Annotated in this window: 25 protein-coding genes and 1 pseudogene; 12 read left to right on the forward strand and 14 right to left on the reverse strand. The window is 52.0% G+C overall.

Annotation, left to right across the window (positions count from 1 at the left end):
• Positions 1-44: 44 nt before the first annotated feature.
• Entirely contained in the window at positions 45-1,010 is a 966-nt protein-coding gene (manX, locus tag NMD08_RS11210; RefSeq protein WP_187252293.1) for a PTS mannose transporter subunit IIAB, read from the reverse strand.
• 313 nt (positions 1,011-1,323) lie between these two features.
• Here manX and NMD08_RS28350 point away from each other — a divergent pair, with 313 nt between their 5' ends.
• Positions 1,324-1,482 carry a hypothetical protein gene (locus NMD08_RS28350; RefSeq protein ID WP_373276864.1) on the forward strand — a complete coding sequence of 53 codons (159 nt, stop codon included), beginning with the start codon at positions 1,324-1,326 and terminating at the stop codon, positions 1,480-1,482.
• Entirely contained in the window at positions 1,470-3,029 is a 1,560-nt protein-coding gene (gene yoaE / locus NMD08_RS11215) for a CNNM family cation transport protein YoaE (RefSeq protein WP_151219459.1), read from the forward strand. Before NMD08_RS28350 ends, yoaE begins: the two co-directional genes overlap by 13 nt.
• Before the next feature lie 6 nt (positions 3,030-3,035).
• On the opposite strand, the gene NMD08_RS11220 is transcribed toward yoaE, so the two are convergent.
• From NMD08_RS11220 to pabB, 4 genes are all read right to left on the reverse strand, one after another.
• Positions 3,036-4,637, reverse strand: a complete 1,602-nt coding sequence (locus NMD08_RS11220; protein WP_370620148.1) for an EAL domain-containing protein — start codon at positions 4,635-4,637, stop codon at positions 3,036-3,038.
• 130 nt (positions 4,638-4,767) lie between these two features.
• Entirely contained in the window at positions 4,768-6,132 is a 1,365-nt protein-coding gene (gene sdaA, locus NMD08_RS11225) for an L-serine ammonia-lyase (RefSeq protein ID WP_003833765.1), read from the reverse strand.
• Positions 6,133-6,315: 183 nt separating this feature from the next.
• Positions 6,316-6,894, reverse strand: a complete 579-nt coding sequence (locus NMD08_RS11230; protein WP_151219457.1) for a CoA pyrophosphatase — start codon at positions 6,892-6,894, stop codon at positions 6,316-6,318.
• 3 nt (positions 6,895-6,897) lie between these two features.
• The gene (gene pabB / locus NMD08_RS11235) at positions 6,898-8,259 is read right to left on the reverse strand and encodes an aminodeoxychorismate synthase component 1 (protein WP_370620149.1); all 1,362 of its coding nucleotides are present in this window, start codon (positions 8,257-8,259) and stop codon (positions 6,898-6,900) included.
• Positions 8,260-8,342: 83 nt separating this feature from the next.
• On the opposite strand from pabB, the gene NMD08_RS11240 reads away from it, so the two are divergent.
• Complete coding sequence (locus NMD08_RS11240) at positions 8,343-8,522, forward strand: YoaH family protein (protein WP_003020986.1); 180 nt, start codon at positions 8,343-8,345, stop codon at positions 8,520-8,522.
• A 6-nt stretch (positions 8,523-8,528) separates the two neighbouring features.
• Here NMD08_RS11240 and NMD08_RS11245 read toward each other — a convergent pair whose 3' ends face one another.
• Entirely contained in the window at positions 8,529-8,873 is a 345-nt protein-coding gene (locus NMD08_RS11245; protein WP_151219456.1) for a RidA family protein, read from the reverse strand.
• A gap of 141 nt (positions 8,874-9,014) precedes the next feature.
• Here NMD08_RS11245 and NMD08_RS11250 point away from each other — a divergent pair, with 141 nt between their 5' ends.
• The 5 genes from NMD08_RS11250 to rnd all read left to right on the forward strand — a co-directional run bounded on the left by NMD08_RS11250 (position 9,015) and on the right by rnd (position 15,448).
• Positions 9,015-10,925, forward strand: coding sequence for an ATP-dependent DNA helicase (locus NMD08_RS11250; protein ID WP_151219455.1), 1,911 nt, complete (start codon positions 9,015-9,017; stop codon positions 10,923-10,925).
• Positions 10,926-10,983: 58 nt separating this feature from the next.
• The gene (gene tsaB, locus NMD08_RS11255) at positions 10,984-11,679 is read left to right on the forward strand and encodes a tRNA (adenosine(37)-N6)-threonylcarbamoyltransferase complex dimerization subunit type 1 TsaB (protein WP_040232337.1); all 696 of its coding nucleotides are present in this window, start codon (positions 10,984-10,986) and stop codon (positions 11,677-11,679) included.
• A 94-nt stretch (positions 11,680-11,773) separates the two neighbouring features.
• Positions 11,774-12,358 (forward strand): Slp family lipoprotein, encoded by a 585-nt coding sequence (locus tag NMD08_RS11260; RefSeq protein ID WP_151219453.1) that lies wholly within the window; start codon positions 11,774-11,776, stop codon positions 12,356-12,358.
• Between the two features lie 204 nt (positions 12,359-12,562).
• The gene (gene fadD / locus NMD08_RS11265; protein ID WP_210905188.1) at positions 12,563-14,248 is read left to right on the forward strand and encodes a long-chain-fatty-acid--CoA ligase FadD; all 1,686 of its coding nucleotides are present in this window, start codon (positions 12,563-12,565) and stop codon (positions 14,246-14,248) included.
• A gap of 84 nt (positions 14,249-14,332) precedes the next feature.
• A complete protein-coding gene (rnd, locus tag NMD08_RS11270) occupies positions 14,333-15,448 on the forward strand; it encodes a ribonuclease D (RefSeq protein WP_151219513.1) in 1,116 nt (371 codons plus the stop codon).
• Between the two features lie 49 nt (positions 15,449-15,497).
• Here rnd and NMD08_RS11275 read toward each other — a convergent pair whose 3' ends face one another.
• The 4 genes from NMD08_RS11275 to NMD08_RS11290 form a co-directional block, all read right to left on the reverse strand.
• Positions 15,498-16,463 (reverse strand): PDR/VanB family oxidoreductase, encoded by a 966-nt coding sequence (locus NMD08_RS11275; protein ID WP_151225562.1) that lies wholly within the window; start codon positions 16,461-16,463, stop codon positions 15,498-15,500.
• A gap of 70 nt (positions 16,464-16,533) precedes the next feature.
• Positions 16,534-17,658, reverse strand: coding sequence for a carnitine monooxygenase, oxygenase subunit YeaW (yeaW, locus tag NMD08_RS11280; protein WP_151225561.1), 1,125 nt, complete (start codon positions 17,656-17,658; stop codon positions 16,534-16,536).
• 44 nt (positions 17,659-17,702) lie between these two features.
• Positions 17,703-19,304, reverse strand: coding sequence for a BCCT family transporter (locus NMD08_RS11285; protein WP_187252301.1), 1,602 nt, complete (start codon positions 19,302-19,304; stop codon positions 17,703-17,705).
• Positions 19,305-19,555: 251 nt separating this feature from the next.
• Positions 19,556-20,638: a tartrate dehydrogenase gene (locus tag NMD08_RS11290; RefSeq protein ID WP_151219451.1), complete on the reverse strand. Its 1,083-nt coding sequence runs from the start codon at positions 20,636-20,638 to the stop codon at positions 19,556-19,558.
• Between the two features lie 103 nt (positions 20,639-20,741).
• Here NMD08_RS11290 and NMD08_RS11295 point away from each other — a divergent pair, with 103 nt between their 5' ends.
• Positions 20,742-21,659, forward strand: a complete 918-nt coding sequence (locus NMD08_RS11295; RefSeq protein WP_370620150.1) for a LysR substrate-binding domain-containing protein — start codon at positions 20,742-20,744, stop codon at positions 21,657-21,659.
• Positions 21,660-21,745: 86 nt separating this feature from the next.
• On the opposite strand, the gene minE is transcribed toward NMD08_RS11295, so the two are convergent.
• Genes minE through minC form a run of 3 tightly spaced genes read right to left on the reverse strand, consistent with a single transcriptional unit; the run spans position 21,746 to position 23,559 of the window.
• On the reverse strand, positions 21,746-22,012 hold the full coding sequence (minE, locus tag NMD08_RS11300; RefSeq protein ID WP_001185666.1) for a cell division topological specificity factor MinE: 267 nt from the start codon (positions 22,010-22,012) through the stop codon (positions 21,746-21,748).
• A 3-nt stretch (positions 22,013-22,015) separates the two neighbouring features.
• A complete protein-coding gene (gene minD, locus NMD08_RS11305; protein WP_003020956.1) occupies positions 22,016-22,828 on the reverse strand; it encodes a septum site-determining protein MinD in 813 nt (270 codons plus the stop codon).
• A gap of 23 nt (positions 22,829-22,851) precedes the next feature.
• Positions 22,852-23,559: a septum site-determining protein MinC gene (gene minC, locus NMD08_RS11310; protein WP_187252302.1), complete on the reverse strand. Its 708-nt coding sequence runs from the start codon at positions 23,557-23,559 to the stop codon at positions 22,852-22,854.
• Between the two features lie 126 nt (positions 23,560-23,685).
• Between minC and NMD08_RS11315 the strand changes: the two genes are divergently transcribed.
• From NMD08_RS11315 to NMD08_RS11325, 3 genes are all read left to right on the forward strand, one after another.
• Complete coding sequence (locus NMD08_RS11315; RefSeq protein WP_151219449.1) at positions 23,686-23,979, forward strand: YcgL domain-containing protein; 294 nt, start codon at positions 23,686-23,688, stop codon at positions 23,977-23,979.
• Positions 23,980-24,048: 69 nt separating this feature from the next.
• Complete coding sequence (locus NMD08_RS11320; RefSeq protein WP_151219448.1) at positions 24,049-24,708, forward strand: fumarylacetoacetate hydrolase family protein; 660 nt, start codon at positions 24,049-24,051, stop codon at positions 24,706-24,708.
• A gap of 92 nt (positions 24,709-24,800) precedes the next feature.
• Positions 24,801-25,247, forward strand: a complete 447-nt coding sequence (locus NMD08_RS11325; protein WP_151219447.1) for a YcgN family cysteine cluster protein — start codon at positions 24,801-24,803, stop codon at positions 25,245-25,247.
• Positions 25,248-25,273: 26 nt separating this feature from the next.
• Here the strand turns inward: NMD08_RS11325 and NMD08_RS11330 are convergent.
• A pseudogene (locus NMD08_RS11330) lies at positions 25,274-25,959 on the reverse strand (site-specific integrase); the annotation flags it as partial.
• Positions 25,960-26,014 lie beyond the last annotated feature (55 nt).

Genomic DNA, 26,014 nt, shown 5'->3' on the forward strand with positions numbered 1-26,014 from the left:
TTATACAGACTTAAGTGTGAGAGCTAAAGATTCAACCAGAGCGTTTATTTTTCCGCTTTGGCAATCAGATCCATCATTTTCAGTTTCTGATCGGTGGAGACCTTACGGGCTTCCAGCTCAATACCACGCGCGTTTAATTTTTTAAACGCTTCGATATCTTTTTCATCAACAGAAATAGCGTTGTTTACCTGGGTTTTACCCTGATGGAAAGCCATACCACCAATGTTAACGGAGGTAATTTTCACGCCACCTTCAACGATACGTTCTACGTCGGTCGGGTTGGTGAACAACAACATCACACGCTCGCCTGCATATTTGGGGTTGTTGTAGACGCGGATCATTTTTGCGACATCAACCACATGTGCTGTTACACCCGGAGGTGCTACCTGAGTCAGCAGCGTTTTACGCACGGTATCGGCAGCAACTTCATCACTGACGACGATAATGCGTGTAACGTTGGTTTCTTTGGTCCAGCGCGTTGCCACCTGACCATGGATTAAACGGTCATCAATACGCGCCAGGCCGATCTGCATATAATCGTTCGGGCCCATCGGTTTGGCGGGCGCTGCTGCTTTTGGCGCAGCGACCGGAGCAGGAGCGGCTTTTTCCACCGGTTTTGCTTTCAACGCTTTCACGCCTTCGCTACCGGTTTCAACGGCCAGTGCCACTAATTCATCGAAGCTGGGGTTGTCATCACGCGCCATGAAGGTCTCAACCAGCATGGGAATGTTCACACCGGCGATGACTTCGTAATGCTCTTTATCGACGACAATGCGGCTCGCAGCGTTGAACGGGCTGCCTCCCCATGTGTCAACGAGAAACAGCACGCCTTTACTGGTATCGAGTTTTGCCAACTGAGCGTTGTACTTTTCGATCAGCGTTTCAGCATTTTCGCCTGGAACGAAATCGATCCAGCCGACGTTTTCCTGCTCGCCTAACAGCATTTCTGCTGTTTTAAGTAACTGCTCTGCAGCCCAACCATGTGTGCCTATAACAATAGCAATGGTCACTTGCTACCTCCTTTATTATCGTTAACACATCAACGTGAAGATGTATTTGAATCGTCGTCCGCAATCGAATCGATTCAGATAAGGGTTACAAAGAAAAGCTTATGATTTTCGTGAATTATTTTAGATATCGAAAAAAATATTTTATGTGATGAAGATCCGTAATTTAACTTCCGATGAAAAGAAATTTCGAAGGGCAAAATATCTCCGAAACAACTTATTGCAAAGGAAGGTAAATCTTTGCTAAAAACCGATTGTCTCTGTTATGTTTAGCATCTGTTTAATTACTCAGGAGTATAGGGCAGTAGCCCACCATATGGATCGTCACCGACGTCATTTCACCATCAGGCCGCGTTGCGCCTGTCAAATTGGCACTTTTTGCCACAAATTTTCTCTGCATATCGCTTTAACGCCTGAGATTCTCAGCGCGCAGTTTGGTCATTCCTTAAGCAGGAGCTTGTCATGGAATTATTAATGGACCCGCAGATTTGGGTGGGTTTGCTCACGCTTGTCGTTCTCGAAATTGTTCTGGGTATTGATAACCTGGTCTTCATTGCGATCCTGGCTGATAAGCTGCCGCCAAAACAGCGAGATAAAGCGCGATTAATCGGTCTGTCACTGGCGCTGATTATGCGTTTGGGCTTGTTGTCCGTCATTTCGTGGATGGTGACGCTAACTAAGCCGCTGTTCACGGTAATGGACTATGCGTTCTCGGGGCGCGATCTGATTATGCTGCTGGGGGGTATATTCCTCTTGTTCAAGGCTACGACAGAGCTGCATGAGCGGCTGGAAAACCGTGAACATGATACTGGCCAGACAAAAGGATATGCGAGTTTTTGGGTTGTTGTAACGCAGATTGTCATCCTCGATGCGGTGTTCTCGCTGGATGCCGTAATTACGGCGGTCGGTATGGTCAACCATCTGCCAGTGATGATGGCGGCGGTAGTGATTGCTATGGCCGTGATGCTGCTCGCTTCCAAGCCGCTGACACGATTTGTGAACCAACACCCGACGGTGGTGGTGCTGTGTCTGAGCTTCCTGTTAATGATCGGTCTGAGTCTGGTTGCCGAAGGGTTTGGCTTCCATATTCCGAAAGGCTATCTGTATGCGGCGATTGGCTTCTCAATCATCATTGAGCTGTTTAACCAGATTGCCCGTCGTAACTTTATTCGCCACCAGTCGGCGCTGCCGCTGCGCGCGCGCACTGCCGATGCAATCCTGCGTCTGATGGGCGGTAAACGTCAGGCCAGCGCACAGATGGAATCCGACAATCCTATGCCGGTTCCCGTACCGGAAGGCGCATTTGTGGAAGAAGAACGCTATATGATCAACGGCGTCCTTTCTTTGGCGTCGCGTTCATTACGCGGCATTATGACCCCGCGTGGCGAAATTAGCTGGGTTGATGCAGACCTGAGCGTGGCGGAAATTCGCGAGCAGTTGCTCTCTTCACCACACAGTCTGTTCCCGGTATGTCGTGGCGAACTGGATGAAATCATCGGGATCGTGCGTGCTAAAGAGCTGCTGGTGGCGCTGGAAGACGGTGTAGATGTGGCGGCCATTGCCTCTGCATCCCCGGCTATCGTCGTCCCGGAAACGCTGGACCCGATTAATTTGTTAGGCGTTCTGCGTCGCGCCCGCGGTAGTTTCGTCATCGTTACTAACGAGTTTGGCGTCGTGCAGGGTCTGGTGACGCCGCTGGACGTATTAGAAGCAATCGCCGGTGAATTCCCGGATGCCGATGAAACGCCTGAAATTATTGCTGATGCAGGCGGTTGGTTGGTGAAAGGGGGAACCGATCTGCATGCGTTGCAACAGGCGCTGGACGTGGATACGTTAGTGAATGAAGATGAAGACATTGCCACGGTGGCAGGTTTAGTCATTGCGGCTAACGGTCATATTCCACGCGTAGGTGATGTTATCGAGGTTGCACCGTTGAGCATCACGATTGTCGAAGCGAATGACTATCGTGTGGATTTAGTTCGCATTGTTAAAGAACAACCCGTTCACGACGAAGACGAGTAATCGGGTTTAGCGAAACGGCATGACGGGCATACTGTGTCGCCCGTTATGCCGGGTGGGCGGCGGCGTGCTGCCCGCCAGCCATTCAGGAAAATCGCGCAGCGGCATTGGCTTTGCATACAAAAAACCTTGCAATAATTGTACGCCATGTCGGCGTAAATGCTGCGCCTGTGCCTGTGTTTCAACGCCTTCCGCTACCAGTTCGATATTCAGTTTTTTCCCCAACGCGATAATGATGTCTGTGACGGTTGAGTTCACGGCGTCTGTTCCGATTGCCGAAGTAAATGATTTATCAATCTTCAGCACATCCGGCCGAAGTTTTTCCAGCCACGAGAGCGAGCTGTTGCCGGTGCCAAAATCATCAATCGCCAGTTTTACGCCAAGCCGATTTAACTCACGCACGATCCGATAATCCACCTCAAGTAACGCATCGCGTTCGGTAAGTTCGATAACTAACTGTTGGATAGGGTGTTGGCTGAACCAATACTGGTTGAGATCTTTTAGCAGCATACCGTGACGAAAATGGCTGGCGGCGACATTAATCCCAACATGAAACTGGCTGCTCATCGGGAAGACGTGCCGCTGCTGAATGGTTTCTGCGATGACATGACGGGTCAATGGCACAATCAGATTGTGCTCTTCAGCGATGGGAATGAATACTTCGGGAGCAATCCAACCCTGGCGCGGGTTATTCCAGCGTAAAAGGATTTCCACTCCCGTACATTGCCGGGTTTGGGCATTAAGTAGTGGTTGGCAAAACAGCTCGAATTCGCGTGCGGCAAGGGCCAGATTTATCTCCCTGGAGAAGCTCATTCTGCTGGCGGTCGCCAGCCATGCCAAGTACCCCACTAATAAACTCAGGATCACCGCCAGCGGCAGTTGTGTTGGCAGATGTTTGATAGCCAGTTCGCTAGCGCCTGGACCGGTGATGCTGATGGTATAGGGGAAATGTTGCGATGAGAGCTGGTAGCGTTTTTCATTATTCAGTTCAGGGAGCGTATCAACAACACCTTGTCCATAGAGCAAATGGCGATTACCGACGGTTAAGCTGGCATTAGTAATGTACGGCGGTTGAGGTTCAAGCAGCATGGACGACAATAAATCAATATTCACGATTTCCAGCACACCATCTTCGCCATCGGCAGATGAGGGATACCACTGCGTCAGAATCGGGCTGCCCTTAATCAACGAATGGTCGGTAGTCAGCAGCAGTTGTGGCTCCCGGCTGGGTAATTCAGGCTCCAGTTGACGAACTGGCACATTGCGATAACCAAAAATGCTGGAGCAATAGAGGATCCCGCGTTGAATCAGATTAATAGAACGCACTGTCTGTAGTCTGGCGGCGTGCTTACTCAGGGGTAAACGCGCTACTGAGCAGGGAAGTCCAATCAACGGCAGCAGCACATCGCGTCCGGCCTGTAAGGGTAAAAGCACGTCATCCAATTCTTCAACGGTGTGGTTGGCAAAGGTAAGGATATTGCGATGATTTAAATTACGCTCCGAAATAAATCGGACAGCTAATGTAAGGATGAGCGTCAGTAGTGCACAAACAGTGCAGACGATTAAGCGATTCCGGCGATAGTTTTTAATGATCCGTTGTGCTGTTTGCATGCGGGCTGCCCGATAAGCCGTTGGTCACAGAAGCCAACAGCAACAGAGCAAGTGTAGTGGGGAAAATTACAGTAGACGAGGGTGAGGGGGTAAATTCGCCCATCCGTCGCAGATGGGCGAAAATTAAGTATTAGTCACATTGGACTTTGATTGCCAGACCACCACGTGATGTTTCGCGGTATTTGGCGTTCATGTCTTTACCTGTTTCGTACATAGTTTCAATGACTTTATCCAGCGAGACACGCGGCGCGCTGGTGCGGCGCATTGCCATACGCGCAGCGTTGATCGCCTTCACGGAAGCAATGGCGTTACGTTCAATGCACGGAACCTGTACCTGACCGGCAACTGGATCACAGGTTAAGCCGAGATTATGCTCCATGCCGATTTCGGCAGCTACACAGACCTGCTCAGGGCTTGCGCCTAACAGTTCAGCCAGACCCGCGGCAGCCATGGAGCAGGCTACGCCAACTTCCCCCTGGCAACCCACTTCAGCACCGGAGATTGACGCATTCATTTTGTACAACGCGCCAATCGCGCCGGCAGCCAGGAAATAACGGGTATAGATATCCGGGCTGACGGACTCGATGAAATGATCGTAATAGGCCAGTACTGCAGGCACGATACCGCAAGCACCGTTGGTTGGTGCAGTTACAACGCGACCACCTGCGGCGTTTTCTTCGTTAACTGCCAACGCGAACATGTTCACCCAGTCGATCACGTTCATCGGATCGTTGGAGAGCTTATCGCTGGAAACCAGCATACGACGCAGGGCGGAAGCACGGCGTGGAACGCGCAGCGGACCCGGCAGCACGCCTTCAGTGTTCATGCCGCGATCAATACAAGCCTGCATGGTCTGCCAGACGTGGCCAAAGTACTCTTCAATCTCTTTTTTACTGTGCAGCGCGAGTTCGTTCTGCATCGCCATGCCAGAGAGAGACAGGCCGGTGCTGTTGCAGTATTCCAGCATTTCAGTAGCGGATTTGAACGGATAAGGCACGCTGACCTCGCCCGCGGCATCCTGACCAAAATGTTCTTCATCAACGATGAATCCACCGCCGATTGAGTAGTAAGTTTTGCTGTAAATGACGGTTTCGCCATTGTAAGCATGGATCTGCATCCCGTTTTCATGCAGCGGCAGGTTGCCGTTGTGAAAACGCATCCCGTCATTCTGCGGGAAATCCACTTCGTGCTGACCCTGCGCAAGCAGCAGACGTCCACGCGTTTCTACGTCGCGGATAAATCCGGGGATGCTGTCAATATCCACGGTAGCAGGCTCATTGCCCGCCAGACCCATAATAATGGCGATATCGGTGTGGTGACCTTTACCCGTGAGCGACAGTGAACCATACACGTCGACGGCGACACGAGTAACGCTGTCCAGTAATCCTTTTTCGACCAGGTCATCGACGAACTGTTTACCCGCCTTCATAGGCCCTACGGTATGGGAAGATGAGGGACCAATCCCCACCTTAAACATGTCGAATAGACTAATCACGATAATACTCCTACAGGGCGACTGGGGTTTCCAGTAACGATGTTATAACTGCGCATAGTGTAAGAGGGAACGCGGCGATCGGCTTAACTATTCACATGAATTAAACTAATAGATAACCGCGGTTTTGCTAATGTTGTGACCTGAATTTCAAGTTGTCTATGGAGTGCGTAAAGATAAGTATAGTCATGGCTTGACGCCAATTTGCAGCGCCAGCTCACGAATTATTCCGGCGGTCATTCCCCAGACAAAATATTGTTCATACCAGGAAAGCCAAACACGATGTGAATCGCCGCGACGGTAGATATCCAACGGGTGATAACGTCCTAAATGCAGGGCCTGCGCCAGCGGCATTTCGAACACCGCAGACACTTCATCCTCACTGGCGCGATACGGTAAATTTGGCGGGATAATACCTACCACTGGCGTGACCTGGAATCCGGTAACGCTGTCGACCGGTGGCAGCACGCCAATCACCTCAACGCAAGAAGGTGGGATCGCCACTTCTTCCTGCGCTTCACGAAGGGCGGCGGCAATCAATGAGGCATCGCTACTATCCACCGCACCGCCGGGAAAGGCGACTTGTCCGGCGTGCTTGCGCAGGTGAACGGATCGCTGGGTTAACAGTAATCCCGGTTGTGCACGACGCACGACAGGGATCAGTACGGCAGCCTGGCGCTGGTTTAACGCGGCATGATTGACCTGCGGGCGCAGGAGTTGGAAGCGCGATAAAAAGTCATCAAGCGTCAGGTTGCTGTATTCCACGTCTCAGTTCTCCAGTTGGTGCAAAATACGATTCACTTTATCAAACGTTTCCTGATACTCCGCGTCTTCCTGACTGTCTGCCACAATACCACCGCCTGCGGAGCAATAAATTTTTCCGTTTGTGGCCGTCAGCGTGCGAATGGTGATACTGGTATCCATATTGCCGCAAAAGCTCAGATAACCAATGCTGCCGCACCAGGCGTTGCGTCTTTGCGGCTCCAGTTCGTCGATAATTTCCATCGCCCGCACTTTCGGCGCGCCGGTGATGGAGCCGCCAGGGAAGGCGGCGCGAAGCAGGTCGGTGGCATGCAATGACTCTGGCAAGCGCGCGGTAATAGTGCTGACCAGATGATGAACGGCAGGGAAAGGTTCGACCACAAACAGCTGCGGAACCTGTACCGAACCCGGTGTGGCAACGCGACCAATATCGTTACGCATCAAATCAACGATCATCAGGTTTTCCGCGCGATCTTTCGGTGAATTTGCCAGTCGCTGGGCCTGCTCACGATCGGCGTTGATATCTTCAAGCCTTGGCAGCGTACCTTTAATCGGACGCGTCTGGATGTGCTGGTTTTCCAACAGAATAAACCGTTCGGGTGAAAGGCTGAGGATTGCGCCTTCCTCAAGACGAATAAACGCGCTAAACGGGGCGCGGTTGGCGTGATTGAGTTTGACGAATGCCTGCCACTCATCGCCCTGATAATGCGCCTGAAACCGCTGGGCAAGGTTGACTTGATAACAGTCGCCGCTGTGAAGGTATCCCTGCACCTGGCGGAATTTCTCGCCGTACTGAGCGCGGCTCATATTGGACTGCCATGCCGAGGTCAATGTAAATGACTCGCTGGTTGGCGGTTGTTGTGCATCGAGCCATTTCAGCCGCGCATCGACATCGGTATGGCTAAGCAGAGACACAGTCTGCAACTGATGATCGACAATCAGTGCCCAGTCGTAAATGCCTATCGCCATATCCGGCAGCGCAATATCACATTCGGCAATAGAGGTCAGTGATTCAAAGCGTCGGCCAAGATCGTAGCCAAACAGACCTAACGCCCCGCCCTGAAACGGCAGGTCCGGGTGATAATCTGGATGAATCTTGCGTGCGTTGAGCACGGAGTGTAATACCGTCATCGGATCATCATGCGTGCGCACGAAGGTGCGACCGTCCCGCACAACGGTCTCCTCAGCCAGCGTAACCAACGTAGCGATGGGATCCGCCACCAGAATATCAAAGCGGTTATGTGGATGGTCGGCATGACCAGAATGCAACAGCATCGCCCAGGGCAGATGGCTTAAGGTCGAAAAATAGCGTTCAGCGGCGTCCTGACGCCAGGGTAATGTGATTATTGCGGGAGATAACGTCTTCATCAGTCCTGACTCGTTGCTACTCTACTGGCTAACTGCCCGGTAGCATGAAATAATAAGCGCAGACAATTTAGCAGGAGTTAACAATGTTTGCAGGTTTACCTTCACTCAGTCATGAGCAGCAGCAAAAAGCAGTAGAGCGCATTCAGGAACTGATGTCGCAAGGGATGAGCAGCGGACAAGCTATTGCTCTGGTCGCTGAAGAGTTACGCGCCAGTCACACCGGTGAACGGATCGTGGCGCGTTTTGAAGATGAAGATGAGTAACGCCGCTTATACCGCAGCGATAATCTTGATCTCAACTTTGTATTTCGGGTTCATTAACCCGGCCTGAACGGTACAACGTACCGGCGCGTGACCCGCAACAACCCACGCGTCCCAGGCTTTGTTCATGGCAGCAAAATCACTTTTGTCTGCCAGGAATAGAGTGGCATCAAGGATACGTGACTTGTCGCTGCCCTGTTTTTCCAGCACCGCATCAATTTGCGTCAGCGTATTTGCCGTTTGCTCAAAAGCGTCTGCATCCAGATTCTCCGGCACGCCAGTGTAATACAGCGTGTTGTTGTGGATAACCACGTCGGACCAACGCGCTTCGGCATCAATGCGCACAATCGTCATAAATCATTCCTCATTTACGTTTTTTCATAATGGCTTTGGGTTGCGCCAAGACTGCCATAATGTTGTGCCCACGTCACCTCTTCAACTGGCGAAAGACCCGCTGGCCTGACATAATCCCTGTTCAAATGAACAGGGGGCAGTGTGACGGACGATTTTGCAGCAGACGGTCAGTTAGCTAAAGCGATACCAGGTTTTAAACCGCGTGAACCACAGCGGCAGATGGCCTTCGCCGTCAGTCATGCTATCGAAAAATCACAGCCGCTGGTTGTTGAAGCCGGAACCGGAACGGGTAAAACCTATGCCTATCTTGCCCCTGCACTACGCGCCGGAAAGAAGGTGATTGTCTCCACAGGCTCGAAAGCGTTGCAGGATCAGCTATACAGCCGCGATTTACCCACCGTGGCAAAAGCCCTGGCGTTCACCGGAAAACTGGCGTTGCTGAAAGGGCGTTCAAACTATCTGTGCCTTGAGCGTCTCGAACAACAGGCGCTGGCAGGCGGTGATCTGCCGGTACAAACCTTAAGTGACGTCATTTTGCTACGCTCGTGGTCAAATCAAACCCTTGATGGCGACATCAGCACCTGCGTCAGCGTGGCGGAAGATTCTCAGGCCTGGCCGCTGGTGACCAGCACAAACGATAATTGCCTTGGTAGCGACTGTCCGCTATATAAAGAGTGCTTTGTCGTTAAAGCGCGCAAGAAGGCGATGGAAGCGGATGTCGTTGTGGTGAACCATCATCTGTTTCTCGCTGATATGGTGGTGAAAGAGAGTGGGTTTGGCGAACTGATCCCGGAAGCAGAGGTGATGATCTTCGATGAAGCGCACCAGTTACCGGATATCGCCAGTCAGTACTTTGGTCAATCGCTCTCCAGTCGCCAACTGCTGGATCTGGCAAAAGACATCACCATTGCCTATCGCACCGAGCTGAAAGACACTCAGCAGTTGCAAAAATGCGCCGACCGGCTGGCGCAAAGCGCTCAGGACTTCCGTTTGCAGTTGGGCGAACCGGGCTATCGCGGAAACCTGCGGGAACTGCTGGCCGACCAGCGCGTGCAGCGCGCATTTCTGTTGCTCGATGACACGCTTGAGCTGTGTTATGACGTGGCGAAACTGTCTCTCGGACGTTCGGCCTTGCTGGATGCCGCGTTTGAACGTGCCACGCTTTACCGTGCTCGGCTGAAGCGTCTGAAAGAGATCAACCAGCCAGGTTTTAGCTACTGGTATGAATGTACCTCCCGTCATTTCACTCTCGCGCTGACGCCGCTCACGGTGGCGGATAAATTCAAAGAAGTGATGGAGCAAAAACCGGGGTGCTGGATTTTTACCTCCGCGACGCTGTCGGTAAACGATGATCTCCATCATTTCACCGCGCGGCTGGGTATTAACGATGCCGAGTCGATGCTGTTGCCGAGTCCTTTTGATTATACCCGCCAGGCGCTGCTGTGTGTGCCGCGTAATCTCCCGCAAACTAACCAGCCGGGGGCTGCGCGGCAGTTGGCGTCCATGCTGCGTCCCATTATCGAGGCGAACAACGGTCGCTGTTTTATGCTGTGTACTTCACACGCGATGATGCGCGATCTGGCGGAACAATTCCGCGCCACCATGACGCTTCCCGTGTTGCTGCAGGGGGAAACCAGTAAAGGGCAACTGTTACAGCAGTTTGTCAGCGCAGGTAATGCGTTACTGGTTGCCACCAGCAGCTTCTGGGAAGGGGTAGACGTGCGTGGCGATACGCTGTCGCTGGTGATTATCGATAAACTGCCGTTCACCTCACCGGATGACCCGCTGTTAAAGGCGCGAATGGAAGACTGCCGATTACGCGGTGGCGATCCGTTTGAAGACGTTCAGTTGCCGGATGCGGTCATCACCCTGAAACAGGGCGTGGGGCGTCTGATTCGTGATGCTGACGATCGCGGTGTACTGGTGATTTGCGACAATCGTCTGGTGATGCGGCCTTACGGTGCCACTTTCCTGGCGAGCCTTCCGCCTGCACCGCGTACACGTGATATTGCTCGCGCTGTTCGCTTTCTTGCCGTACCAACGACTGAGTAATTTGTTACGGAGTGTGGTAAGATGCGCGCCAAATTTATTGATTTGATCACAAACACTCATGCGAATTCTGGCTATCGATACCGCCACAGAGGCGTGCTCTGTTGCCCTGTGGAATGACGGTACTATCAAGGCTCATTTCGAGCTTTGCCCACGAGAACACACCCAACGAATTTTACCGATGGTCGAGGAAATCCTGGCCGCTGGCGATCTCACGTTAACCGACATCGACGCCCTGGCGTTTGGTCGCGGTCCCGGTAGTTTCACCGGCGTCCGTATTGGGATTGGCATTGCTCAGGGGCTGGCGTTAGGCGCGAATTTACCGATGATCGGCGTCTCCACTCTTGCGACAATGGCGCAGGGAGCCTGGCGTAAATCGGGAGCTACCCGCGTACTGGCCGCGATCGACGCGCGAATGGGCGAAGTCTACTGGGCGGAATACCAGCGTGATGAGAACGGTAACTGGCACGGTGAAGAAACCGAAGCGGTGTTAACCCCTGAGCAGGTACATGAGCGTTTATTGCAGTTGTCTGGCGAGTGGGTAACGGTCGGAACGGGCTGGCCTGCCTGGCCTGAACTCGGTAAAGACAGTGGTCTGACACTCAGCGACGGTGACGTATTGCTTCCTGCGGCTGAAGATATGCTGCCTGTCGCCACGCAAATGCTGGCTGCCGGTAAGACCGTGGCGGTTGAACATGCTGAACCGGTTTATTTACGTAACACCGTGGCGTGGAAGAAACTTCCCGGTAAAGAATGAATCTTAGTAGTACATCCCCGGTTAATTTTCATCGACGTCAGTGCACAGCATTGTGAACAGGCCGGGGCAGAAGCTAAGAAAAGGGAGTCGTAATATGGCGGTGCAAAAGCAGTTATTGAAAGGTGTGTTGGCGGGCGCGTTAGCGTTAATGCTAAGCGGCTGCGTCACCATCCCGGACGCGATTAAAGGTTCGAGTCCTACGCCGCAGCAGGATCTGGTGCGGGTGATGAATGCGCCGCAGCTGTATGTCGGACAGGAAGCGCGTTTCGGCGGTAAAGTGGTCAATATTCTGAACCAGCAGGGGAAATCCCGTCTGGAAATTGCCACGGTTCCTCTTGATAGCGGGGCGCGCCCAGTGCTGGGTGAAGCCTCACGCGGGCGGATTTATGCTGATGTAAATGGCTTTCTCGACCCGGTGGATTTCCGCGGGCAACTGGTCACCGTCGTGGGGCCGATTAGCGGCACAGTGGACGGAAAAATCGGCAATACCCCGTATAAATTCATGCTGATGCAGGTAACTGGCTATAAACGCTGGCATATTACTCAGCAAATTGTGATGCCGCCTCAGCCGATCGACCCGTGGTTCTACGGTGCGCGTGGCTGGCCTTACGGTGGCTATGGCGGATGGGGATGGTACAATCCCGGTCCGGCACAGGTTCAGACCATAGTAACTGAGTAACTCTTTGTTTTATTAGTAAAAGAAACAGCGGCTCGTCCGCTGTTTCTGCATTAACGTGGATATAAGAAAAATAAATAGTGACGTGCTTCGCAACCTTGTCGTTGTGTAATAAACAAACTGGTACGCTGAGTTAATATTATGTTAACAGTTTGTTTATTGCCTGGGGTTGTGATGACGACGAATACGCATTTTAGAGGTGATGTATTGAAAAAGGTTTGGCTTAACCGTTATCCCGCTGGTGTTCCTGCGGAGATCAATCCTGACCGTTATCAATCCCTGGTGGAACTCTTTGAACACTCAGTAAGACGGTATGCCGATCAGCCCGCGTTTGTAAACATGGGGGAGGTGATGACCTTCCGCAAGCTTGAAGAGCGTAGCCGGGCGTTCGCAGCCTATTTGCAACAAGGCCTCGGGCTGAAAAAGGGCGATCGCGTCGCGCTGATGATGCCGAATCTGCTGCAATATCCGGTCGCACTGTTTGGGATTTTACGTGCTGGCATGATTGTCGTGAACGTGAACCCGCTGTACACGCCTCGCGAGCTGGAACATCAGCTTAACGACAGCGGCGCGGCGGCCATTGTCATCGTCTCTAACTTTGCCCACACGCTGGAAAAGGTGGTCGACAAAACGTCGGTGCAACACGTGATCCTGACGCGCATGGGCGATCAGCTGTCGACCGCTAAAGGGACGCTGGTTAACTTTGTCGTCAAGTATATCAAGCGCCTGGTGCCGAAATATCACCTGCCGGATGCCATTTCGTTTCGCAGTGCGCTACAAAACGGTTATCGCATGCAGTATGTGAAGCCCGAAGTAGTGTCGGAAGATCTGGCGTTCCTACAATACACTGGCGGGACAACTGGCGTGGCGAAAGGTGCGATGCTCACGCATCGCAACATGCTGGCTAACCTTGAGCAGGTTAATGCCACCTATGGTCCGTTGCTGCATCCGGGCAAAGAGCTGGTGGTGACAGCCCTACCGCTGTATCACATTTTTGCGCTGACGATGAACTGCCTGTTATTTATTGAGCTGGGTGGTCAAAACCTGCTGATTACCAACCCGCGCGATATACCCGGACTGGTAAAAGAGCTGGCGAAATATCCGTTCACTGCGATGACCGGCGTCAACACGCTGTTTAACGCACTGCTAAATAACAAAGAGTTCCAGCAACTGGACTTCTCATCACTGCACCTTTCCGCAGGCGGCGGGATGCCAGTTCAACAGGCAGTAGCTGAACGTTGGGTTAAGCTGACGGGGCAGTATCTGCTGGAAGGTTATGGCCTGACGGAGTGCGCTCCGCTGGTGAGCGTCAACCCTCACGATATCGACTACCATAGCGGCAGTATTGGGTTACCAGTTCCTTCCACCGAGGTTAAACTGGTGGATGACGACGACAACGAAGTGCCGCCGGGAGAGCCTGGCGAACTGTGCGTGAAAGGTCCGCAGGTGATGCTGGGGTACTGGCAGCGACCAGACGCCACTGACGAAATCGTCAAAGACGGCTGGCTGCATACCGGCGATATTGCGGTGATGGATGATGAAGGCTTCCTGCGTATTGTCGATCGTAAGAAAGATATGATCCTGGTGTCCGGCTTTAACGTCTATCCGAACGAAATTGAAGACGTGGTGATGCAACATCCTGGTGTGCAGGAAGTGGCTGCCGTTGGCGTTCCATCAGGCAGCAGCGGTGAAGCGGTGAAAATTTTTGTGGTGAAGAAAGACGCCTCGTTAACCGATGACGCGCTGGTCACTTTCTGCCGTCGTCACTTGACGGGCTATAAAGTACCGAAGCTGGTGGAATTTCGCGATGAGTTGCCGAAATCTAACGTCGGTAAAATTTTGCGACGAGAATTACGTGACGAAGCGCGCGCCAAAGTGGACAATAAAGGCTGAGCGTTAAGTCAGCCAGCAGAAAACGCCGGGTAATCCGGCGTTTTTTTTGCCGCAAACCAAAGAGAGCACGATTTGAATTACCAAATGATCACCACGGACGACGCGTTGGCCACGCTGTGTGAAGCCGTCCGTGAATTTCCGGCGATAGCCCTGGATACCGAATTTGTTCGCACACGCACCTATTATCCGCAGTTGGGGCTGATCCAACTGTTTGATGGCAAACACGTTGCTCTGATTGACCCTCAGGGGATCACCGACTGGTCGCCGCTGCGCGATATTCTGCGTGATACCGCCATCACCAAATTCCTGCATGCCGGCAGTGAAGACCTGGAAGTGTTTCTCAACGCTTTCGGCGAACTTCCTCAGCCGTTGATTGATACACAAATCCTCGCCGCTTTTTGCGGTCGTCCGCTGTCGTGGGGCTTCGCCTCAATGGTGGAAGAGTTTACGGGCGTGGCGCTCGACAAAAGCGAATCCCGTACCGACTGGCTGGCCAGACCATTGACCGAGCGTCAGTGCGAATACGCGGCAGCTGACGTCTGGTATCTGTTACCGATCACCACCACGCTGATGGCTGAAACCGAAGCCAGCGGCTGGCTGCCAGCCGCGCTGGATGAATGTCGCTTAATGCAGCAGCGTCGCCAGGAGATTCTGGCGCCTGAAGACGCCTGGCGCGACATCACCAACGCGTGGCAATTGCGCACCCGTCAGCTGGCCTGTTTGCAACTGCTTGCCGACTGGCGGCTGCGTAAAGCGCGCGAGCGCGATTTGGCGGTAAACTTCGTGGTGCGTGAAGAGCATCTGTGGGCGGTGGCCCGTTATATGCCGGGCAGTCTGGGCGAACTGGATAGTCTGGGGCTTTCCGGGAGCGAAATTCGCTTCCACGGCAAGACGCTGATCTCCATGGTCGAAAAAGCTCAGGCCTTACCGGAAGAGTCGCTGCCGGAGCCACTGCTGAATTTGATGGATATGCCTGGCTATCGCAAGGCGTTCAAAGCCATTAAGGCGCTGGTTGCTGAAGTGAGTGCGGAACATAATCTTAGCGTCGAGCTGCTTGCTTCGCGTCGCCAGATTAACCAGTTGCTCAACTGGCACTGGAAATTAAAGCCGCAGCAGTCTCTTCCGGAATTGATTTCCGGTTGGCGTGGCGAACTGATGTCCGATCGTCTTAACGCGCTGCTGCAGGAATATCCGCAGTAAGTTACCAGACTTGCCGGGTCGCGCCATGGTTGACCCGGCCTGCATAACGCTACAAATCCAGCACCAGGCGTTTACCTTTCGCGCGCGAACAGCAGATGAGCATACTTTGCTGGCTGGCTTTTTCGTCGTCGCTGAAATATTGATCGCGGTGATCGGCTTCCCCTTCTAGAATCGTTGTTTCACATGTGCCGCAAACGCCTTCCCGGCACAGGCACTCCACGCGTGCGGCTTTGTTATGTTCGATAACTTGCAAAATGGTCATCTCTTCCGGGACCACAAATTCGCGCCCGGAACGCGCCAGAACCAAGGTGAAGGCGTCACCGCTTTTGTCTTCCGCGGCGAATTGTTCAAAATGTAGCGTATTGTTGTCCACCCCGAAGCGGGAAGCGGCTTCTCTGACGGCATCGTTGAGAACCGCAGGGCCACAGGTGTAGATATGCGTGCCGGGTTCAACATCGGCCAGCAGACGCGCTAAATCAAGACGTGTACCTGCGCTTGACAAGTGCAGATGAATGCGTGCGGCACTCGGGTGCTGCACGAGTTCGTCATGAAACGCGCAGTTATCCCGGCCAGGAGAACAATAGTGCAATTGCCATTGCGCCTGAGCATGCTCAAGCTCCGGGATCTGCGATAAAAACGGTGTGATCCCAATGCCTCCGGCAATCAACAGATGTTTTTGTGCCTGAGGGGCGAGGGCGAAGAGATTGTTTGGTGTGGAGATCGTGAGCGTATCGCCGGGTTTCACGTTTTGATGCAGATAGCGTGAGCCGCCTTTGGACGCCTCCTCCAGCCTTACGGCGATTTGATAAGCGCGCGTATCGCGTGGCGAACTTATCAACGAGTACGCATTGCTGTACAGGTTATCGCCATCTTGCATTTGCACAATAATATGGCTGCCTCCCGTAAACGCAGGCAATGGTTCATCTGAGGTCGCCGTTAAGGTGAAGCGCTTTACCTGCGCGGTAATTGTCTCAATCCGGCTAACGCGGACGTCTCGCATTTGATACTCTGACATTGCGGCACTCCCTAAAAAATCCGTCCGGCGCGGAGCAACGATGCGCCGGAACCTGTCGTTACAGCCCTGGTTATTCCTGAAACACCTGGGCAACCAGATTATGGAAATGGGCAATGCCATGTTCGGAGATACCGCTGCCGCTGGTGTCCGCCATAATGCGTCCCTGACCGCGATAACCCCGCGATTTCAACCCTTTTTGTACGCTTTCAACCAGACGCAAATCTTCCGGGCGAAAGACATTGCGATACCATTCGATCAGTTGTTTCTGTTCCTCGGTCAGCTCTTCGTTGGTGAAGTAGATGTCATAGTTTTGCAGCGTCGTTTCCGCATCCACCGGGAATTCGTAGATCACGGTCATCATACCTTTGATTGGCGTGACGTTGAGCATAGTGCAAGGCCACAGCCAGAAACCGTGGAAGGCGGCATCAACACCTTCTTCGAACTTGAATGACTGCTCCGAAGGTTTGGCGAAACCATATTGCAGCGTCCAGTTGCCGTGCATGGTGTGCCAGTAACGGTCAACCTGAACCGAGTCGGAAAAACCAGGGTGAGCAGGGCCGCAGTGGTAGCACTCCAGATAGTTATCGACAATATTCTTCCAGTTGGCCGGAGTTCGGGTCGTAAAGCGTGCAGCCAGTTTCAGGTCGTGTACGTCAGGGCAGGCTTCGATAACTTTGTCTGCAAGACCTGGGAGTTGTTCTTCCACGCTGCCCGCGTTCGGGTCCATATTGATAAATACGAATCCGGCATATTCTTCCAGACGTACCGGGGTGAGGTGCGCTTTCTCGCTGTCGAAGTTGGCGACGTTTTCGCAGTTACGCGCGTGCGCCAGATTGCCGTCAAGTTTGAACGCCCAGGCGTGGTAAGGGCAGGTAATCACATTTTTCGCTTTGCCTTCGCCGCTTAATAACTGGTGACCACGATGCGGGCAGACGTTGTAGAATGCGCGCAGTACGTTGTCGCGCCCACGTACCAGCACGATGTTCTCACCAATGACTTCGCGGGTTACATAGTCATTAGGTTTCGCCAGTTCGCTACTGTGGGCGACGCAAATCCAGCTTTTAGCAAACACCTTTTCTTGTTCGTGCTCGAAAGCCTGATGGTCGGTATAGAACCGGGCCGGGATAGTCCATGCGTCCTGTGGGTTGGCACAGAAATTTTGCGGCAGAATAAACTCAGGGTTCAGATTGCTCATTGGAATACCTTTAATTTGTGAGTAAGAGGATTTTGTACTGGCGCTTAATTGTCGCCTTTGAGTAGTGTCCCGGCCGGTGGCGCAACGGGGAGGGTAACGGGTACTTCAGGAAGATGACTTTCAATTTGATGCGCAGGAATATGGGCATAGTCCTGCCGTACCCAGCGAAGAAAACCGCCAACTTTCACCAACAGGATGGCGAGGAAGGGAAGCGCAGTCAGAACCACCGTGGTCTTCATGGTTTCCAGGGACGCGCCGGTGAATAGAATCGATAACGGAATCAGCGTGATGACCACACACCAGAACAAACGTAAGCTACGGTCTGGATCGTCGCCCTCCTGCAGGTTGCGCGTGCTGGTAGCTGCCATGGTATAGGCGACGGCATCCATGTGCGAGGCGAGGAAGATAATCATAATCGCCAGATACGCCACCAGGAACAATTTCCCGGCAGGCAACGACATCAACACTTGCTGTACGGCCGTTTCACCACCCAACGTCGCCATTACCTGCGGCACGTCTATTACGCCGTTTACAAACTGATGAATAGAGTAGCTTTCCATCACACCAAAGAAGAACCAGCAACCGACGGTACTCCCCAGGATTAATGCCCAGATAACCTCTTTAATTTTGCGACCGCGGGACACGCGTGTGACAAACATCGCGACGCCCGGGGTGTAGGAGATCCACCACAGCCAGTAAAATACTGTCCAGTTACGAGTGAATTCACCGTTGCCGAGTGGGTCGGTGAACAGGCTCATCTGCAAAAAGTTTTGTGTCGTCAGTCCAATCGCGTTGATGATGTTGTTGGTGATGAACTCGGTCGGGCCAACAATCAGCACCAAAAGCGGCAGTAAAAACGCGCCCCAGCCGACCATTTTGCTCAGACGTTGCAAACCGTTGTTGATGCCAATCCAGGAGCTCAGGCAGAAAATGCCGCCAGAGAACAGGATCACAAACGCCTGCACCGTGAAGTTATCCGGTAAACCCGTCAGGGCTGACAAACCGCGGGTAAAGGTGGCTGCGGTGACGACAAGGGAGATGGTTAATGCGCCAACGGTGGCGATCAGGAACATCAGGTCAACCACACGTCCCCACACGCCCTGCGGATGCACACCCGTGATGGCGGCGATAATTCCCGACAGGCTCAGCCCTTTGTTTTTACGCACATGAAAGTGGTAGGCCATGGTTAATGAGGCCAGCGTGTAGGTCGCCCAGGCGCTGATCCCCCAATGAAAAAAGGAGTAAGGCAGACTGAATTCCAATGCTTTTTGCGAGTGTGGCGCAATATTGAGACCTGGGGTCTGGTAATAATAGGCCCACTCGGCTACGCCCCAGTAGAGCGTGGAGGAGCCTAATCCAGCACAAATAAACATAAACAGCCAGGACAGCGTGCTGTATTCCGCTTTGCCTTCTCCGAGACGAATATTGCCGTATTTGCTGGTGGCCAGCCAGACCACCAACCCCATGGCCATGAGAACGAGGATTTGTACGGCGGAACCCAGCATTCGGGTCACGCCGTTAAAAATGGTATTTGCAACTTGCGCAGACTGCTGAGGGAAGAGACTAAGTGTGGCGGCGATAAAAAGAATAGCCACCAGGCTGATGGCTATCAGCGGCACGTCTTTTTTCTTTACGTTGCTCAACATGGGATCTCCTGGGCACGGTTGCCCGCGTTTGGCATTAGCCTGTCGTTGTTATCATGCTGTAGGGAATTAGCGACCTTGTATTTAACAATTTAATCATTTGTTCTTTACATGAATTAAACAATTGCCCAATGCGTGAAGCAATAAAACACGGAACGGAAATAATAAAAGGTGAATTGACGCAGGTTATTGGCTTCGTAAAAAGCATAAAAAAACCGCGTCAGTGACGCGGCTCATATTTCGTGGTTTGACCTCTAACGCAGTGCCCGACAGATGGCCTCAGCAACCTGTTGTGTGGTGGCGCTGCCTTTCATATCCGGCGTTTTTGGGCCGCTGGCGATGACCTGCTCAATCGCCGCCAGAATGCCGTCGTGGGCGGCTTTATAGTTGGCATCACCGTTGCCAAGGAAGTCCAGCATCATGGCACCAGCCCAGATAGTGGCAATAGGATTGGCAATGTTTTTGCCGTAAATATCGGGGGCTGAACCGTGTACCGGCTCGAACAGGGAGGGGAAGGTGCGCTCCGGGTTTAAGTTGGCAGAAGGCGCAATACCAATCGTTCCGGTACAGGCCGGACCGAGATCGGAAAGGATATCGCCAAACAGGTTGGAGGCGACCACAACATCAAAACGCTCTGGCTGCATCACAAAGCGAGCGCACAGTATATCGATATGCTGTTTATCCCAGCGGATCTCGGGATAGTTAGCCGCCATGGCTTCAACGCGCTCGTCCCAGTATGGCATGCTGATAGCCAGGCCATTGGATTTGGTCGCCGAGGTCAGGGTCTTACGCGGGCGGTTTTGCGCCAGCTCGAAAGCGTAACGCAATATACGATCCACGCCACGACGTGTGAAGACCGATTCCTGAATAACCATCTCGTGTTCGGTACCTTCGCTCACGCGTCCACCGAGCGAAGAGTATTCTCCCTCGGTGTTCTCGCGTACCACGTAAAAATCAATGTCGCCAGGCTGCTTACCTGCCAGCGGGCAAGGGACGCCCGGAAACAGACGCACCGGACGCAGGTTGACGTACTGGTCGAATTCGCGTCGAAACTTAAGCAGCGATCCCCATAATGAGATGTGATCCGGGACAGTGTCCGGCCAGCCAACGGCGCCAAAATAGATAGCATCAAAGGATTGTAGTTGCTCATGCCAGTCATCGGGCATCATCTTTCCATGATGGGTATAGTACTCGCAGCTGGCCCATTCCATTTGCTCAAAGCTGAGCGACAAACCCCAGCGCTCGGCGGCTGCTTGTAACACATGAATGCCTTCAGGCAGGACTTCTTTACCAATGCCATCTCCGGGGATAGCGGCAATACGACAGGTTTTCTTCATAGCAGCTCTCACTTGTACGCCATCAAAATTGACTTTCCCCTTATCCTATAATTGACTGATTAATAGTTAATCCCCCTAACTGGTGAAACATAAAACACAGATCATGAATAATCTGCCGCTGCTAAATGATTTACGCGTCTTTATGCTGGTTGCTCGTCGAGCAGGATTTGCCGCCGTTGCCGAAGAGCTGGGCGTATCACCTGCCTTTATCAGTAAGCGAGTTGCTCTATTGGAGCAGACGCTGAATGTAGTGCTGCTGCACCGGACTACTCGGCGCGTAACCATCACGGAAGAGGGGGAGCGGATCTACGAATGGGCGCAGCGGATCCTGCAGGATGTTGATCAGATGATGGATGAACTGTCTGATGCCAGGCAGATCCCACAGGGAATGTTACGAATTATCAGTAGCTTTGGTTTTGGCCGCCGGGTGGTGGCTCCGGCGCTGTCTGCGCTGGCAAAAGAGTACCCGCAGTTAGAACTGAGGTTCGATGTTGAAGACCGCCTGGTGGATATGGTGAATGAGGGGGTCGATCTTGATATTCGTATCGGTGATGATATCGCACCTAACCTGATTGCCCGCAAACTGGCGACTAACTACCGTATTTTGTGCGCCTCGCCAGAGTTTGTGGCACAGCATGGGACGCCGAAACAACTAACCGATCTCGCCACTTTTCCCTGTCTGGTCATTAAAGAGCGCGACCATCCGTTTGGTATCTGGCAAATGCGTAATAAAGAGGGCGCTCACTCCATTAAGGTGACAGGGCCTCTGTCGTCTAACCATGGTGAAGTGGTACATCAGTGGTGTCTTGATGGTCAGGGAATTGCTTTACGTTCCTGGTGGGATGTTTGCGACAATATAGCCAGCGGACATCTGGTGCAGATATTGCCAGAGTATTATCAACCCGCCAATATTTGGGCAGTTTATGTTTCTCGGCTGGCGACATCGGCAAAAATCCGTATTACCGTTGAATATTTGCGCCGCTATTTTTCCGAAAACTACCCAAAGTTTACGTTGGAATAAATGCGCAACATGTTGGCAAGAAACTGAAAATAAAAAGGCAGAATAATCTGCCTTTTTTGCAACCATGACTGTACTGAGCAAAGCGGTTATTTAGACTCTTCGGCTTCAGGTAATGTCACGTTAAGTTCGAGGATAGAAATATCGCCGTCTTTTTGCTCAAGCTGTACCGTGACCATTTCAGGATCAATTTGTACATACTTGCAGATAACCTCGAGAATATCTTTCCTCAGTTGCGGTAAATAATGTGGCTCGGCGTCACTACGACGACGTTCCGCAACAATAATCTGCAGTCGCTCTTTAGCGATGTTCGCTGTGCTCTTTTTCCGCGAGAGAAAAAAATCCAGTAATGCCATAACTTATCCTCCGAACAGGCGTTTGAGGAAACCTTTCTTCTCTTCTTCAATGAAGCGGAAAGGACGTTCTTCTCCCAACAGACGGTCTACGGTATCAGCATAGGCTTTACCGGCATCAGCATTGATGTCGAGAATAACCGGCTCACCCTGGTTAGACGCGCGCAGGACTGACTGATCTTCAGGAATCACGCCAACCAACTTGATTCGCAGAATTTCCAGTACGTCTTCCATGCTCAGCATGTCACCTTTATTTACGCGCCCAGGGTTGTAGCGCGTCAGCAACAAATGCTCTTTAATCGGATCTTCACCGTTTTCCGCACGACGAGATTTCGACGCCAGAATACCCAGAATACGGTCAGAGTCACGTACAGAGGAGACTTCCGGGTTAGTGGTGATAATCGCTTCATCGGCAAAATACAGGGCCATCAGCGCGCCGGTTTCAATACCCGCCGGGGAGTCGCAGACGATGAAGTCAAATTCCATCGTTTTCAGGTCGTCCAGAACTTTCGCGACGCCTTCACGCGTCAGCGCGTCTTTATCACGAGTCTGTGAGGCCGGAAGAATAAAGAGATTTTCGGTACGCTTATCTTTGATTAACGCCTGATTTAACGACGCATCGCCCTGAATAACGTTGACGAAGTCGTAAACGACGCGGCGTTCACAACCCATAATCAGATCGAGGTTACGCAGGCCGATATCAAAATCAATAACGACAGTTTTCTTTCCCTTCTGGGCCAAACCTGTAGCGATGGCCGCGCTGGAGGTGGTTTTGCCAACGCCCCCTTTACCCGAAGTAACAACAATAATGCGTGCCATAGAAATTCCTTGTTAAAAAGGGATCAATTCAACGGTTGAACTGTCAAAGCGTTTTCTGCTAATTGCAGACGGGCCGCTTTGCCATAAAATTCTGCTGGGATTTTATCACTCAGCCAATAAACACCTGCGATAGACACCAGTTCTGCCGTCAGATGGGTACAAAAAATTTGTGCTTCCCGATCGCCGCTTGCACCTGCCAGCGCACGGCCTCTCATCATGCCATAAACATGAATATTGCCATCAGCGATAAGCTCTGCGCCCGCACTGACGTGGCTTGTAACAATCAGATCACATTGTGGAGCATAAATGCGCTGACCGGAACGAACCGGCACATTTATTAATCGTGTTTTTGTGATGGGAGTAACGTTTTGCGGCGCTGCGACGGGGGGCGAAGCCTCAATGGGAGCTGAACGAATCGCTTTTTCTTTACCTTCAGTCAGTAAAGGAAGACCCATTTCGTCGATTTCAGCTTTGAGTCTGGCGTCTTTGCATCCGCTAACGCCGATAATGCGCAATCCGGTAGACGCGACAACTTTCTGCAGCGCTGGCCAGTTTACCGGGCTTTCAAGACCACTCACGTTAACTACGACGGGAGCATGTTTTAAAAAAGCCGGTGCCTGCGCGATTTTGTCTTCCAACGCCTGACGAATAACCTCGGGTTCTGCTTCATGTAAATGAACCACTGATAAGGTGAAGCTACTGCCTTTAAGCTCGATTGGCGTGTTTGACATCCTGGCCTTACTCAATTTGCTATTTATCATCCCCAGCGCGGGGTGATATTCCGAAGACTATAAGGCATGTTATAGTCAGTATTATATTGAGGCAAGCCACCATTCCGTGAATTCAGAGTAAAAGATATGTTTTGTGTGATCTACCGAAGCAGCAAACGTGACCAGACCTATTTATATGTCGAAAAAAAAGACGATTTTTCACGCGTTCCTGAAGAACTGATGAAAGGATTTGGTCAACCGACGCTGGCAATGATGTTGCCGCTTGATGGCCGTAAAAAACTGGTTAATGCCGATCTTGAAAAAGTAAAACAGGCCTTAACCGAGCAGGGCTATTATTTACAAATACCACCGCCGCCAGAAGATTTACTCAAACAGCATCTGGCCACGGCAAAACAAAATATACCAGACGCTAAAGGCTAAACTGCATCCGGCAGCAGCACGTTCCATCGATGCAGTACCTGAAATCTATGACTACGTTAGGGGAAAGTAATGTATCAACATCACAACTGGCATGGTGCTCTGCTGGATTATCCGGTGAGTAAGGTGGTTTGCGTGGGCAGTAACTATGCCAAACACATCCAGGAAATGGGCAGTGCGACGCCGGAAGAACCGGTTCTGTTTATTAAACCGGAAACCGCGCTGTGTGATTTACGCCAGCCGCTGGTGATCCCATCCGATATGGGGGCGGTTCACCATGAGGTTGAGCTGGCCGTACTGATTGGCGCGACCTTGCGTCAGGCGACCGAAGAACATGTGCGTAAAGCCATCGCTGGCTATGGCGTAGCGCTGGATCTGACTCTGCGCGATATTCAGGGGAAAATGAAGAAAGCGGGGCAGCCGTGGGAAAAAGCGAAAGGTTTTGATAACTCTTGTCCGCTGTCGGGGTTTATTCCGGTGGCGGAGTTTAACGGCGATCCGCAGGATACGATGCTCGGGTTGACGGTAAACGGCGAACAGCGCCAGCATGGCTCCACGGCGGAGATGATCCATCACATCGTTCCTTTGATTGCCTATATGAGCCGTTTCTTTACTCTCAAAGCGGGCGATGTTGTGCTTACGGGAACGCCAGCAGGCGTCGGGCCGCTGCATAATGGTGACGAACTGGAAGTCAATTTCAACGGTTATACGTTATCCACCCGCGTACTGTAAATCCTCATTGCCGCCTTTTCGGGCGGCAAAACTTGCATCAGCGTGCCAGACTGGTTATAAGGTGCAACCTGATTTTTGATGTGGACATCCCGATGAGCGAATTACCTTTCTGGCAAAGTAAAACCCTTGATGAAATGACCGACGCCGAATGGGAGTCGTTGTGCGACGGCTGCGGACAGTGCTGTCTGCACAAGTTGATGGATGAAGACACCGATGAAATTTACTTCACCAACGTTGCCTGTAAGCAGCTCAATATCAAAACTTGCCAGTGCCGTAACTATGAGCGTCGCTTCGAGTATGAACCTGATTGCATCAAACTCACGCGTGATAATCTGCCCACTTTTGAATGGTTGCCGATGACTTGCGCTTATCGTCTGCTCGCTGAAGGGAAAGGGCTGCCGGAGTGGCATCCGCTGCTGACGGGTTCAAAAGCGGCGATGCACGGTGAACGTATTTCAGTCCGTCATATAGCGGTGAAAGAATCGGAAGTGCGTGACTGGCAGGATCATATCCTGAACAAACCATCATGGGCTGATTAACGTCATGAGATTAAAGGATTTTGGTTCTACTCGTTTTGAGCGTGGGGCATCTGTGTGGCATTACCTCCAAAATTAGCGTTCAATATTGCCAGTTGGTTACCATTGTTGTCTGTCATCCATTTACCGTAAACGCTGTAAAACATCTATGCCGACGTATGTCCCATTTGATATGCAATGAAGTTGGGGTTGGCCTCGGCGCTTAATGCCCAGCAAGCGTAAGTGTGTCGGGACTCATATGACTTGCGGTGCGGAATACCACGCCTTCTTAATATGTTGTTCCACGTTCCTGAGAATGACCTGGGCGAGTACCATTCACCTCCTTTACCATTCCGTGCTGTTAGCCTGGGAACAAAAACGAATGTGCATTCATCACGGCGAGTTCTGCCAAACTCTCTTAGGTGAACGTCTATCTGATGTTGTTCCCCATTCTGGTATAAGCCATCTGGCTTTTTAGTGCCTCGATAGCCGGAGTGGTGAGGTTAATTGTTCGGTTCCCGCTTTCTGTCTTTGGCGGCGTGAAGTGATCAGAAATAGCAGGGTTCCTGCTAATCCGTATAGTCCAGTTCTTAGTGTCGATGTCCTCCCATGCCAGTGCGCATATCTCACCGTGTCGCATGCCTGTGTTAAACGCAAGCTTCCACAGGTTACGCATCTGTTCGCATGGGTATCTTTCAAGAAAGCGATGGTACTCATCATGGATAAGTGGTGACGGTGTAAGTAGCCCGCATAATCGTGCCATTCACATTTAGAGATCATCCGGCATAATC

Source organism: Citrobacter meridianamericanus, from assembly GCF_041320245.1.
GTDB lineage: Bacteria > Pseudomonadota > Gammaproteobacteria > Enterobacterales > Enterobacteriaceae > Citrobacter > Citrobacter meridianamericanus.